The following is a 13044-nucleotide window of genomic DNA, read 5'->3' as shown; positions in this document are numbered from 1 at the left end:
GGGTCATCGTGACACGCGCACCCACCGCACGAGCAGCCCGACGGCGAGCACCCCGGCGCCCGTGAGCACCGCGGCCGGCGGCAGCGTCGCGCCCAGCACCACGCACCCGGCCAGGCCCACGGCCTGCAGGGCCCGCGGGTAGCGGCGGTGCGCGCCGGTCTGCGTCCAGGCGGCGAGGTTGGCCACCGCGTAGTACGCCAGCACGCCGAACGAGGAGAAGCCGATCGCGCCGCGCAGGTCCACCGTGAGCACCAGCGCGACCACGACGACGGCGACGGCCACCTCGGCCCGGTGCGGCACGCGGAACGTGGGGTGGACGGCGGCGAGGGGGCGCGGCAGGTCGTCCTCGCGCGCCATGGCCAACGCCGTCCGGCCGACGCCGGCGACCAGGGCCAGCAGCGCCCCGAGCGACGCGGCGGCCGCGCCGACGCGCGCGACGACCCCCGCCCACGGCGTCCCGGCGACCGCCGCGGCGAGGGGCGCGGGCGCGGCCGCCGTCCCCGCCAGCCCGAGCGCCGCGAGCAGCGTGACCGCGACGACCGCGTAGACCACGACGGCGCCGGCCAGGGCCCCGACGATCGCGCGGGGGATGGTGCGGGCCGGGTCGCGCACCTCCTCGCCGAGCGTCGCGACGCGCGCGTACCCGGCGAACGCGAAGAACAGCAGGCCCGCGGCCTGGAGGACGCCGTAGAGCACCGTGCCGGCGCCGGCCGGGGTCGTCGCGACCAGGGTCGCCGTCGGGCCGGGGGCGTCCGCCGGGCCGCCGGCGAGGGCCACGGCGACGGTCACCGCCAGCGAGAGCAGCACCACGACCACGATCCACCGGGCCAGCCGCGCGGTGCGCGTGACACCGCGATAGTTGACGGCCGCCAGCGCGACGACGGCGAGCGCCGCCACCGGACGCTCCCACCCGGGCGGGGCGGCGTACGCGGCGAACGTCAGCGCCATCGCCGCGCAGCTCGCCGTCTTGCCGATCACGAACCCCCACCCGGCGAGGAAGCCCCACCACGGGCCGAGCCGCTCGCGCCCGTACACGTACGTGCCGCCCGATGCCGGGTACTGCGCGGCGAGCTGCGCGGACGACGTGGCGTTGCCGTACGCGACGACGGCCGCGACGCCGAGGGCGACGAGCAGCGCGGCGCCCGTGCCGGCGGGCAGCACGGCCGCGGCGGCGGGGGAGAAGGCGGCGAAGACGCCGGCCCCGATCATCGACGACAGGCCGATCACGACGGCGTCGGTGGTGGTGAGGCGGCGCGCGAGCTCGGTCACGGGTCGATCTTGCCGTGCGGGCCACCGGCGAGGGATCTTGCGCCCCGATTGAACACGTGTTTAGTCTGTTGAACATGCGTTCAGTCGATGCTGCTCCCGAGGAGCCGGACCAGGCCCGCGGGCCCCTCGTGCCGGCGTCCGACGGCAGCACCCGCGGCCGGATCCTCGACGTCGCGATGCGCCGGTTCGCCCGCTCCGGGTTCGGAGCGTCCGTCCGGTCGATCGCGGCCGACGCCGGGGTGAGCCCGGCGCTCGTCATCCACCACTTCGGTTCCAAGGAGAAGCTGCACCTCGCCTGCGACGAGTACGTGCTCGCCTGGATCCGCGACGTCAAGCGCGACTCCATCGGGCGCGCCGCGGGCGGCAACCTGCTGCAGGTGCTGTCGGCGGCGGACCAGTACGCGCCGCTCGTGGGCTACGTCCTGCGGTCGTTGCAGGCGGGCGGCGCGGTCGGCCGCGAGTTCACCGAGCACATGATCGCGGACGCCGAGGTGTACACCGCCGAGGCGGTGCGCGACGGCGTCGTCCGGCCCAGCCGGGACGAGGCGGCGCGCGTGCGCTACCTCGTCTACTCGGCGCTCGGCGCGATGCTGCTCTCCGTCACGCTCGACCCGCCGCAGGACGCCGAGGACGTCACGGCCGCCATGCGGCGCTTCATGGACGAGCTCTACCTCCCGATGCTCGAGCTGTTCACCGACGGGTTCCTCACCACCCGCCGCATGCTCGAGGACTACCTCCTGTACGTGCCGGACCCCCCGGGCGGGGCGCAGGCCGCCACCGACGGAACCCCCCACGACCACGAAGAGGAACCATGACCACCACGGATTCAGCCACCCCGGCTGCCCGGACCGCGGCCACGCCCGCGGTCGAGATCCACGACCTGCGCAAGACCTTCGGCTCCGTCCTGGCCCTCGACGGGCTCGACCTGACCGTCGAGGCCGGGCAGGTGGCCGGCTTCCTCGGCCCGAACGGCGCCGGGAAGTCCACCACCATCCGCGTGCTGCTCGGCCTGCTGCGCTCCGACTCCGGCAGCGCCCGCCTGCTCGGCGGCGACCCCTGGCGCGACGCCGTCGCGCTGCACCGCCGTCTGGCCTACGTGCCCGGCGACGTGTCCCTCTGGCCGAACCTCACCGGCGGCGAGGCCATCGACTACCTCGCCCGCCTGCGCGGCAGGCCCGACAAGAAGCGCAAGGCCGAGCTGCTCGAGCGGTTCGAGCTCGACCCCACCAAGAAGGCCCGCACGTACTCCAAGGGCAACCGGCAGAAGGTCGCGCTCGTCGCGGCGTTCGTGTCACAGGTCGACCTGCTCGTGCTCGACGAGCCGACGTCGGGCCTCGACCCCCTCATGGAGGCCGTGTTCACCGAGCAGGTGCGCGAGGCCAAGGCCGCCGGCACCTCCGTGCTGCTGTCGAGCCACATCCTCAGCGAGGTCGAGAAGGTCTGCGACACCGTGACGATCATCCGGAACGGCCGGGCGGTGGAGTCCGGCACCCTCGACGACCTGCGCCACCTCACGCGCTCGGCCGTCACCGCCGTCGTCGACGGCGACCCGTCGCCGATCGGCGCGATGGCGGGCGTGCACGACCTCGCCACGACGACGAACGGCGAGGGCGTCCGCGTGACGTTCGACGTCGACAACTCCGAGATGGGCCGCGTGCTGCCCGCCGTGTCCGCCCTCGGCGTGCGCTCGTTCACCGCGCAGCCGCCGTCGCTGGAGGAGCTGTTCATGCGGCACTACGGCGACGAGCTCGCCGCCGACGGCGTGCAGGTCGGCGCCCCCGGCACGAGCGGCGCCCGCACCAAGGCGGGCGCACGATGAGCGCCGTCACCGCCGCCCCTCCGCTGCACCGGGCCGAACCCGTGCGCGGCGGCACCACGCTCACCGGCACCTGGAGCCTGGTGCGCTTCATCCTGCGCCGCGACCGCGTGCGGCTGCTGGTCTGGAGCCTCGGGATCCCGCTGCTGTACCTCGGGTCGCTGCCGGAGTACACCACCATGCTGGACGACTCCGAGGGGCAGGCCGTCCGGGCCGCGCTGGTGTCGTCGCCGGCGATGGTCGCGATGACCGGCCCCGGGTACGGCACGGACGACTACACGGTGGGCCCGGCGCTCGCGAACGAGCTCACCCTGTGGGTGGTGATCGCGCTGGCCGTGATGAGCATCCTCCAGGTGGTGCGGCACACCCGCGCCGAGGAGGAGTCCAGCCGGTCCGAGCTGGTGCGCGCCGCCGCGGTCGGGAGGCACGCGGCCGTGGTCGCGGCGCTGTTCGTCGTGCTGGTCGTCAACGCCGTCATCGCGGTGCTGTCCGCCGCCGTGCTCGCCGCCGACGACCTCGACCTCACCGACGCGATCGGCATGACGGGCGGCATCGCCGTCGCCGCGCTGACCTACGGCGCCGTCGCGCTGGTCGCCGCCCAGGTCACCGAGCACTCGCGCGGGGCCACCGGTCTGTCGATGGCGGTGCTGGGCGCGACCTTCACGGTGGGCACCATCGGCAACATGCAGGAGCCGGGCGGCAGCTGGGCGTCCTGGCTGTCGCCGATCGGGTGGGCGCAGCAGATGCGCGCCTTCGTCGACCTGCGCTGGTGGCCGGCGGCGATCGGCGTGGTCGTGATCGTCCTCCTCCTGCTCGCGGCGTCGTCCCTCGCGTCTCGCCGCGACTTCGGGGCGGGGCTCGTGCCCGACCGTCCCGGGCGCCCCGACGCCCTGCCCAGCCTGCGCTCGCCCGGCGCGCTCGCCTGGGTGCAGCAGCGCATGGCCCTGCTGTGGACGGCGCTCGGCCTGGGGATCATGTGGCTCGCGATGGGGACCGTCGCGTCCGACGTGCCCGAGCTGACCAAGACCCTTCAGGACAACCCCGTCTACGCGTCCGTCCTCGGCGCGGGCGACCCGGTCGCCGGGTTCCTGCGCATCATCGTGCTCTACGCCGCCCTCGGCGCGGCCGTGTACGGCATCGTCGCGATGCTGCGCGCCAAGGCGGAGGAGGACGCCGGTCGGGCCGAGTACGTGCTCGCGACGCCGGTCGCCCGGGGCCGGTGGTTCGGCGCCACGCTGGGCCTCAGCTCCGCCGCCACCGTGGTCGTCCTGGTCGTGGGCGTCGCCGCGGGCGCGGCCGGCGCGGTGCTCACCGGGCTGTCGGACCCGTCCTTCGGCGCCATCCTCGGGGCGGGCCTGCTGTACCTGCCGGCGCTCGCCGTGTTCGTCGGCGTCACCGCGGCGGTGTACGCGTGGGCTCCGCGGGCGGCCTCGCTCTCGTGGGTGCTGCTCGAGTGGGCGATCGTCGTCGCGCTGTTCGCGGGCCTGTTCCACATCCCGGAGTGGGCGCAGAAGATCTCGCCGTTCTGGTGGGTGCCGGACTCGCTCTCCGGCGACGTCGACTGGGGCCACGTCGGCGGGCTGTGCGCCGTCGCGCTGGTGCTGGTCGTGCTGGCGTTCGTCGGCTTCCGCCGGCGGGACGTCGCGACGAAGTAGCGCTCCCCGCGAGCTGTCAGGGCCACGCCCGGGTATTCGTGGTCCTGGTCCTGACAACTCGGCGGGGCGGGTTAGCGTGGTCGGCCGTGAGCACCCCCACGGATCCCGGCACGACGGCGCACGAGGCACGACTCGCGCACGGCCTGCGCACCCGCCACCTGACGATGATGGGCCTCGGCTCCGCGATCGGGGCGGGCCTGTTCCTCGGCGCCGGTGTCGGCGTCGCGACCGCGGGCCCCGCCGTCCTGGTCAGCTACGCCATCGCGGGCGCGCTCGTCGTCCTCGTGATGCGGATGCTCGCCGAGATGGCGTCGGCCCTGCCCGCGTCCGGCTCGTTCTCCGTCTACGCGGAGGCGGCGCTGGGCCGCTGGGCCGGGTTCCTGCTGGGCTGGCTGTACTGGTTCACGCTGATCATGGTGCTGGGCGTCGAGGTGACGGGCGTCGCGGGCATCGTCAGCGGCTGGTGGCCGGACGTGCCGCAGTGGGTCGTGGCGGCCGTCGTCGTGGTGGTGCTGGGCGGCATCAACCTCGTGGGCGTGCGGCAGTTCGGCGAGTCGGAGTTCTGGTTCGCGGCGATCAAGGTGGCCGCGATCCTCGCGTTCCTCGTGGTGGGCGTCCTCATCGTCGTCGGCGTCATCCCGGTGACCGGCAGCGTGCTGGGCGACTGGGCCGCGCACGGCGGCTTTGCCCCGGCGGGCTGGGCGGGCATCGCGGCGGGCCTGCTCACCGTCGTCTTCGCGTTCGGCGGCATCGAGATCGTCGCGATCGCGGCCGCCGAGGCCCGTGACCCGCGCACCGCCGTCGCCCGCGCCACCCGCACCATCGTGTGGCGGATCCTGCTGTTCTACGTGGGCTCGGTCGCGGTCATCGTCGCGCTGATCCCCTGGGACGACGCCGCGGCGCTGGAGTCGCCGTTCGTGTCCGTGCTGCAGCTCGCCGGGTTCGACGGCGGCGCGCGGCTCATGGAGGTCGTCGTGGTGCTGGCGCTGCTCAGCGCGTTCAACGCGAACGTCTACGGCACGTCGAGGATGCTCTTCTCCCTCGGCCAGCGCGACGACGCGCCGCCCGCCACCACCCGGGTCTCGCGCCGCGAGGTGCCGTGGGTGGCGGTGCTCGTGTCCGTGTTCTTCGGCGTCGTGGCGGTGGGCCTCAACTGGCTGCTGCCCGCGCAGATCCTCACGATCCTGCTCAACGCGGTCGGCTCCGCGCTGTTCGTCGTGTGGCTGCTCATCACGATCTCCCAGCTGCGCCTGCGGCCGCGCCTCGAGGCCGACGCCGCGCGCGCCGGCGAGCCGATGCGGCTGCGCATGTGGGGCTACCCGTACCTCACGTGGGTCACGCTGGCGGGTCTCGTCGCGCTGGCCGGGCTCATGCTCTCCGACCCGGCGGCGCGCGCCCAGCTCGCCGCCACCGGCGGGCTGGTCGTCGTGATCCTCGCGGTCTACGCCGTCACTCGCCGGGTGCGCGCCGCCCGCTAGCGGCGTCCGGGTCGTCGTCCGGCTTCGACGGCCGGATCGTGGGCACGTCGCCGACGATCGGGATGGGCCGGCGGTGGAACGGGAAGCCGTACCGGGTGACCAGGCCGGCGAGCGTCGTGACGCGGTTGCGGGGCCCGACCAGCGACATGATGTGCACGAAGAGCCACACGAGCCAGGCGAGCCCGCCCGTGAGCCGCAGCATCTTCGACGTCACGGGCAGCGTGATCTCGGCGATCGCGGCGCGGCGGCCGATGACCGCCATCGTGCCCTTGTCGTGGTAGCTCAGCGGCTCGGTGGCGCGGCCCTCGAGCAGCGCGAGGATGTTGCGCGCCACCTGCTGGCCGCCCTGGATGGCGGGCTGGGCGAGCTGCGGCAGCCAGTCGGGCGTCTCGGCGATGTCGCCGATCGCGAAGACACCGGGCCGTCCCTCGACCTGGAGGTCGGGGCCGACGGCGATGCGGCCGCCCTTCCGGCGCGGCAGGTCCCAGTCGTCCACCTCGGGGTGCGGGCCGACGCCCGCGGACCACACCGTGAGGTCGGCGCGGATGCGGGTGCCGTCGGTGAGCACGACCGCGTCGGGCAGCACCTCCGCGACGCCGGCCCCCAGGTGCAGCCTCACGCCGCGGTGCCCGAGCTCCTGCGCGGCGTACTCGCGCAGGCTCGGGTGGAACGCCTTGAGCAGCTCGGTGCCGCGCTGCACGACGGTGATCTCGAACGCGTCGCCGTGGATCTCGGGGTAGGCGGGCGCGAGCCCGGCGGTGCGCAGCTCCGCGAGCGCCCCAGCGACCTCGACCCCGGTGGCGCCGCCGCCCACCACGACGACGCGCAGGCCGTCGTCGGTCTCGGGCGTGAACGCGGAGTTCTCCAGCCGGATGAAGAGCTGGTCGCGGATCCGCAGCGCCTGCGACCGCGAGTACATGCCGAACGCGTTCTCCTTGGCGCCCGGGGTGTCGAAGAAGTTCACGGTGACGCCGTTGGCGAGCACGAGGTGGTCGAAGGCGATCGTCTCGTCGTTGGCGAGGCGGATGGTGCGCGCGTCGTGGTCGATGCCGACCAGGTGCTCGTGCAGCACCCGGAGGTTCTTCTGCTTCAGCCGCAGCCCGCGCAGCCAGTAGGTGACGTCGCCGGGGTTCAGCCCGCCGGTGGCGACCTGGTAGAGCAGCGGCTGGAACGTGTTGTACACGCGCCGCTCGACGAGCGTGACCCGCACCGGCGCCTTCGCGAGCGCCTTCACGACGGCGAGGCCGCCGAACCCTCCGCCGACGACCACGACATGGGGGAGGTTCTCGGTGCGCTGGTTCACGGGACCACGGTAGGTGACCTGACAGAATGCTGCCGTGCCCGAGCTCCTCGCCGTCTGCCGCGTGTTCGCCCTCCTGCCCGACGCCGGGACGGTGGGCGTCACCGCCATCGACAAGCGCCCCGTGGAGGGGCGGGTCAAGGCCCGCCCGTACGGGCTGTACGCGGACGTCCAGGCGGACCGCAAGGACCACGGCGGACTCGACCAGGCGGTGTACGCCTACGCCCAGGAGGACGCCGAGGTGTGGGGCGCCGAGCTGGGCTACGAGGTCACGCCGGGGCTGTTCGGGGAGAACCTGCGCACCCGCGGCCTGGAGGTGAGCCGCGCGGTCGTCGGGGAGCAGTGGCGGATCGGCACGACCCTCCTGGAGGTGACGCAGCCTCGCGTGCCGTGCCAGACGTTCGCCCGCCGTCTGGACTCGCCGCCGCGCTGGGTGCGCCGGTTCACCGAGGCGAACCGGACGGGCGCGTACCTGCGCGTCGTCGAGAACGGCGACCTGGGCGCGGGGGACGAGGTCGAGGTGGTGCGCCGGCCGGCGCACGGTGTGACGCTGGCTGACTGGTTCGGGGCGTACAACCGGCTCGACGGGGCGTCCGACCTCGCCGACGTCGCGAAGGCCCTGCTGGTGGCCCACGACGGCGGCGAGGTGCGGCTCAGCGACGAGCTGCGGGAGCGGGCCGAGAAGTCCCTGGGTCGCTGACCCCGCGGGCGTCCTCGGCGCCGCCGTCGAGCCCGTCCTCGACCCCGTACCGGTGACCCGCGTACCCCCAGACGGCGAGGGCGAGCGCGGGCCCCCAGAACCAGGCGGGGAAGTAGAGGGCCCCGGCCCAGCCCATCATGACGACCATGGGGACGGCGGCGCCGCAGAGCATGACGGCGACGACCCCGCCGGGCACGATGGCGGCGGCCGGCGGCACCGGGCGGCCGGCGCGACGGCCGAACCAGCGCGGCAGGCGCTCGCCCCACGGCAGGATCAACCCGAGCGTGAGGACGATGCCGAGCCAGGCGCCGCTCGAGAGCGACAGGCCCTGGATGCGGACCGGGAGGGTCAGCTCCTCCGCGGGGCCGGCGAAGGCCGGCCACGGGGTGAGCCAGGTGGCGCGGGCGAGCGCGTAGGGCAGCGGGCCGAGCGCGGCGACGATCGTGAACAGCCGCCGGTGCCGGGTGACCCAGGCGGTGGCGGTCCGCAGCGACCCGCGCCTCCAGGCGCGGACGGCGACGAGCCCGGCCCAGGCCGCGGCGGTCGCGAGGGGCAGCAGCACGGACGGCAGCGCCCACGGCTCGCGCGCGAGCCCCGACGTGATGGCGCCCCACCAGTCGACGAACGCGTCGCGGCCGACGACGACGCCGACGACGGCGAGCGCCGCGACGGCGGCGAGCGGCAGCCGCCGTGCGGGGCGGGTGCGGAACACCTGAACGCCCGCCCACACGGCGAGCACGGGGACCGCGAACGACACGAGGTAGCCCGCGGCGGGGAGCGTGCCCGACCCCTGGGCGAGCAGGCCGAACGCGACGACCTCGAGGACGCCGACGGGCGCCACGAGCCGCCCCGCGGCGCGGGCGGTGGGGCGGGCGAGCGCGGCGGCCGCGGTCACGACGCCGAGCAGGGCGGCCGCGAGCAGGAACAGCTCGAGCGACGCCGCGGGGACGAGCTCCGCGCCCAGCATCCGCCCGTCGGGCAGCAGGGGGTCGATCTCCGGCCGGGCGAGGAACCAGCCGAGCACGGCCGCGGTGGCGGCCGACGCCGCGAGCGCGGCGCCCGCGAGCCGCCGGTCCGGCGGCGCGTCGACGGGGGGTGGGACGGCGCCGGTCCCGGCGCCGCGCCGGGGGACGTCGCGGGGGACGGATGTGCTGGTCATCGTGCTGCCTCCGGTCGGTTGGGCGGGTGTGCTCCCACGCTCGCGCCGCCGGGGCGCGGGGGCTTCCCCCGTGCGGGGGAACCGTGTCCCCCGCGCACGGGAACCTGCGCCTGCCCGCCGTCACGCCGTCGTCGTGGCGACCGTTGACCCGCCGGGGCGGGCGCCGCTATGTTCACTCTCAGCACACTCGTTCGGAGAACGGACCGATGACGGCCCGCTCCGGTCCGGACCGTTCAAGGGAGAACACCGTGCTCGGGAAGAACAAGGTTGCCGGGAAGCTCGCCGCGCGCCGCACCGTCCCCGCCGCCGTCGCCGCGGCGGCAGCCCTCGCCCTGGCCGCGTGCAGCGGCTCGTCGGGCGACCCCGAACCGGCGGCGTCCGGGGACGGCGGGCTGACGCCGGTCACGGTGGGGGTCATCCCGATCGTGGACGTCGCGCCCGTCTACCTCGGCGTGGAGCAGGGGTTCTTCGAGGACGAGGGCCTCGACGTCACCCTCGAGCTCGCGCAGGGCGGCGCCGCCATCGTGCCGGCCGTCGTGAGCGGCGAGTACGAGTTCGGGTTCAGCAACGTCACGTCGCTGCTGCTCGCGTCGCAGCAGGGCCTGCCGCTCAAGGTCGTGGCCCCCGGAAACCTCACGACGGGCGAGGTCGGCAAGGACTTCGCGGCCGTCGTCGCGATGCCGGACTCCGGGATCGAGGACGCCGCCGACCTGGCCGGCAAGACCGTCGCCGTCAACACGCTCAACAACATCGGTGACACGACGGTGAGCGCGGTGGTCGACGCCGCGGGCGGCGACGCGTCGAAGGTCGAGTTCGTCGAGATGGGCTTCCCCGACATGCCGGCCGCGGTGGAGAGCGGTCAGGTCGACGCCGCCTGGATCCTCGAGCCGCACCTCACCCGGGCGTTGCAGTCCGGCGCCGAGCCGGTGAGCTGGAACTACGCGGAGGTGGACCCGAACCTCCTCATCGCGGCGTACTTCACGTCCGAGCAGCAGATCGCGAAGGACCCCGAGACCGTGGACGCGTTCACCGCCGCGCTGAAGGAGTCCCTCTCGTACGCCGAGGAGCACCCCGACGAGACGCGGGCCGTGCTCGACTCGTACACCGAGATCGACCCGGCCGTGAAGGACGCGATGGTCATGCCGCGCTTCACGCCGGACCTCGACCAGGCGCAGCTGCAGCTCCTCGCCGACCTCGGCGAGCAGTACGGCATCTTCGAGGAGCCCGTCGACGTCTCCGCCCTGATGCCATGAGCAGGGGTCGTCCCCTGGCACACCGGGCGGCCTGGCTGGGCACCGCGGGCGTCGTGACCCTGCTCGTGGTGCTGCAGGTGGTGCCGTCGACGGGTCTGGTGAACCCGGACTTCCTGCCCCCGACGACCGAGATCCTCGCCGCGCTGGTGGAGCGCGTGCAGACGCCGGAGTTCTGGACGGCGCTCGGCGACACGCTGGTCACGTGGATCACGGGTCTGGCGATCAGCGTCGTCGCGGGCGTGGTGCTCGGCGTCGTGATCGGGACGGTGCCGTTCCTGCGGGCGGCCACGGCGTCGACGATCGAGTTCCTGCGGCCGGTGCCGTCGGTGGCGCTCATCCCGATCGCGGTGCTGCTGTGGGGCACGGGGATGCAGGCCACGCTGCTGCTGGTCGTGTACGCGTCCTTCTGGCAGGTGCTGGTGCAGGTGCTCGCGGGCGTGCAGGACGTGGACCCGGTCGCGAGCGACACGGCCCGCTCGTACCGGTTCTCCGTGCTCGCCCGGGTGCGCACGCTGGTCTGGCCGACGGCGTTGCCCTACGTCATGACCGGCCTGCGGCTCGGCGCCGCGGTGGCGCTCATCCTCACCGTGACGGGCGAGATGCTCATCGGCACCCCGGGGATCGGCAAGCTGCTCGCCGTCGCGCGGGAGTCGGGCGCCGTGCCGTCCATGTACGCGCTGGTCGTCGTGACCGGGCTGCTCGGCGTCGCGGTCAACCTGCTGGCCCGCGCGCTGGAGCACCGTGCGCTGTTCTGGCACCCCGCCGTCCGAGGGGAGGTCACGGCATGAGCGCCGTCCGGTCCGTGCTCTACGCCGTCGGGCTGCCGCTGCTGCTGCTCGCGGCGTGGTGGGTCGCGACGGCGGACAGCGTGTCGCCGTTCAACCCGCCGCTGTCGGAGATCCTCGCGACGTTCGGCCCCACGTGGTTCTCGGGCGACACGTTCGCGGACACGAGCTTCGTGCAGGACATCCTGCCGAGCCTGGGCCGGCTGCTCGTCGGCTACGCGGCGGCCCTCGTCATCGGCGTCACCCTCGGCGTGCTCATCGGCGCGGTGCGCCCCCTGCGGGAGTTCGCCGAGCCGGTGCTGGAGTTCTTCCGCGCCATCCCGCCGCCGGTCATGGTGCCGGTGCTCATGCTGTTCCTCGGCGTCGGCACGTCGATGCGGGTGTTCGTCATCGCGACCGGCGCCCTGTGGCCCATCCTCCTCAACACGGTCGAGGGGGTGCGCGGCCTCGACCCCGTGCTCAAGGACACGGCCCGGGCGTTCCGCCTCGGCCGGTGGGGGCGGGTGCGGCGGCTCATGCTTCCGGGCGCGAGCCCGCAGATCGTCACCGGCGCCCGGCAGGCGCTGTCGATCGCGATCATCCTCATGGTGATCAGCGAGATGTTCGCGGCCAAGGACGGCCTCGGCTTCTCGGTGGTGCAGTTCCAGCGCAGCTTCGCCATCCCCGAGATGTGGAGCGGCGTCATCATGCTCGGCCTGCTCGGGGTGCTCCTGTCCTTCGTCTTCCGGATCGCGACCGGCGCGGTCCTCGCCTGGTACCACGGGTACCTGCAGGCCCAACGTGGAGGTGCCTAGATCGTGGAGGTGACCAGTTGAACGCGATGCTCGAGGTCCGCGGACTGCGCAAGGTCTACACGGGTCGCGGCGACCCGGTCGAGGCGATCGAGGACCTGTCGTTCGACGTCGCCGAGGGCGAGCTCGTGTGCGTCGTCGGCCCGTCCGGCGCGGGCAAGACGACGCTGCTGCGCTGCCTCGCCGGCCTGCTGCCCGCGACGTCGGGCGACGTCGTCCTCGCCGGGTCGCCCGTGATGGGGCCGCCGCAGGGCATGGCGGTGGTGCTGCAGGAGTACGGGCGCTCGCTGTTCCCGTGGATGACGGTGGTGCAGAACGTCGAGCTGCCGCTCAAGGAGAAGGGCCTGCCCCGCGCGGAGCGGGCGCGGCTCGTCGGCGAGGCGCTCGAGGCGGTGGGCCTGGCGGACGTCGCCCGCTCGTACCCGTGGCAGCTGTCGGGCGGCATGCAGCAGCGCGTCGCCATCGCCCGGGCGGCCGCGTACGAGCCGCAGGTGCTGCTCATGGACGAGCCGTTCGCGGCCGTCGACGCGCAGACCCGCTTCGAGCTCGAGGACCTGGTCCGCGCCCTGTGGCAGCGCCTCGGCGTCACGGTCGTCTTCGTCACCCACGACATCGACGAGGCGATCTACCTGGGCGAGCGCGTGCTGGTGCTGTCCGCCCGGCCGACCGTGCTGCTGGAGGACGTGCGTGTCGACCTCGGCGCCGAGCGGGACCAGCTCGACACCCGCGGCGCCCCCGAGTTCGCCCGCCTGCGCACCCACGTCTACGAGCTGGTGCAGCAGGCCAAGCTGGGAGTGCGCTCGCTCGCCGACGCGAGGCTGACCCATGCAGGCTGAGC

General features: G+C 74.2%; 12 protein-coding genes. 9 read left to right on the top strand and 3 right to left on the bottom strand.

Translation table 11 applies throughout. The features are described from left to right. Positions 1-3: 3 nt before the first annotated feature. On the bottom strand, positions 4-1269 hold the full coding sequence (locus tag ACFQ8T_RS18015) for an APC family permease (RefSeq protein WP_430547854.1): 1266 nt from the start codon (positions 1267-1269) through the stop codon (positions 4-6). Positions 1270-1343: 74 nt separating this feature from the next. Between ACFQ8T_RS18015 and ACFQ8T_RS18010 the strand changes: the two genes are divergently transcribed. The 4 genes from ACFQ8T_RS18010 to ACFQ8T_RS17995 all read left to right on the top strand — a co-directional run bounded on the left by ACFQ8T_RS18010 (position 1344) and on the right by ACFQ8T_RS17995 (position 6218). Continuing rightward, a complete protein-coding gene (locus ACFQ8T_RS18010; RefSeq protein WP_430547853.1) occupies positions 1344-2084 on the top strand; it encodes a TetR family transcriptional regulator in 741 nt (246 codons plus the stop codon). Then, positions 2081-3088, top strand: a complete 1008-nt coding sequence (locus ACFQ8T_RS18005; RefSeq protein ID WP_430547852.1) for an ATP-binding cassette domain-containing protein — start codon at positions 2081-2083, stop codon at positions 3086-3088. The genes ACFQ8T_RS18010 and ACFQ8T_RS18005 overlap by 4 nt, the downstream gene beginning before the upstream one ends. After that, entirely contained in the window at positions 3085-4740 is a 1656-nt protein-coding gene (locus ACFQ8T_RS18000) for an ABC transporter permease (protein ID WP_430547851.1), read from the top strand. The genes ACFQ8T_RS18005 and ACFQ8T_RS18000 overlap by 4 nt, the downstream gene beginning before the upstream one ends. Before the next feature lie 86 nt (positions 4741-4826). Further along, positions 4827-6218: an amino acid permease gene (locus ACFQ8T_RS17995; protein ID WP_430547850.1), complete on the top strand. Its 1392-nt coding sequence runs from the start codon at positions 4827-4829 to the stop codon at positions 6216-6218. On the opposite strand, the gene ACFQ8T_RS17990 is transcribed toward ACFQ8T_RS17995, so the two are convergent. Continuing rightward, on the bottom strand, positions 6190-7521 hold the full coding sequence (locus ACFQ8T_RS17990) for an NAD(P)/FAD-dependent oxidoreductase (RefSeq protein WP_430547849.1): 1332 nt from the start codon (positions 7519-7521) through the stop codon (positions 6190-6192). The two genes, ACFQ8T_RS17995 and ACFQ8T_RS17990, sit on opposite strands and share 29 nt — an antisense overlap. 34 nt (positions 7522-7555) lie before the next feature. Here ACFQ8T_RS17990 and ACFQ8T_RS17985 point away from each other — a divergent pair, with 34 nt between their 5' ends. Further along, entirely contained in the window at positions 7556-8218 is a 663-nt protein-coding gene (locus ACFQ8T_RS17985; RefSeq protein ID WP_430547848.1) for an MOSC domain-containing protein, read from the top strand. Here ACFQ8T_RS17985 and ACFQ8T_RS17980 read toward each other — a convergent pair. Beyond that, a complete protein-coding gene (locus ACFQ8T_RS17980; protein ID WP_430547847.1) occupies positions 8172-9377 on the bottom strand; it encodes a hypothetical protein in 1206 nt (401 codons plus the stop codon). The genes ACFQ8T_RS17985 and ACFQ8T_RS17980 overlap by 47 nt on opposite strands. Positions 9378-9625: 248 nt before the next feature. Here ACFQ8T_RS17980 and ACFQ8T_RS17975 point away from each other — a divergent pair, with 248 nt between their 5' ends. The 4 genes from ACFQ8T_RS17975 to ACFQ8T_RS17960 are packed head-to-tail and all read left to right on the top strand — an operon-like array spanning position 9626 to position 13042. After that, the gene (locus tag ACFQ8T_RS17975) at positions 9626-10630 is read left to right on the top strand and encodes an ABC transporter substrate-binding protein (protein ID WP_430547846.1); all 1005 of its coding nucleotides are present in this window, start codon (positions 9626-9628) and stop codon (positions 10628-10630) included. Then, entirely contained in the window at positions 10627-11418 is a 792-nt protein-coding gene (locus ACFQ8T_RS17970; protein WP_430547845.1) for an ABC transporter permease, read from the top strand. Before ACFQ8T_RS17975 ends, ACFQ8T_RS17970 begins: the two co-directional genes overlap by 4 nt. Continuing rightward, positions 11415-12209: an ABC transporter permease gene (locus ACFQ8T_RS17965; protein ID WP_430547844.1), complete on the top strand. Its 795-nt coding sequence runs from the start codon at positions 11415-11417 to the stop codon at positions 12207-12209. The genes ACFQ8T_RS17970 and ACFQ8T_RS17965 overlap by 4 nt, the downstream gene beginning before the upstream one ends. A 26-nt stretch (positions 12210-12235) precedes the next feature. Then, positions 12236-13042, top strand: coding sequence for an ABC transporter ATP-binding protein (locus ACFQ8T_RS17960; RefSeq protein ID WP_430547874.1), 807 nt, complete (start codon positions 12236-12238; stop codon positions 13040-13042). Positions 13043-13044: the final 2 nt, after the last annotated feature.

The sequence above is a fragment of the Isoptericola sp. NPDC056618 genome (assembly GCF_042792715.1).
In the GTDB taxonomy this organism is placed as follows: Bacteria; Actinomycetota; Actinomycetes; order Actinomycetales; family Cellulomonadaceae; genus Isoptericola; species Isoptericola nanjingensis.
Note: the sequence above shows the minus strand (reverse complement) of the source record. Positions and strands in the feature narration are given on the sequence as shown.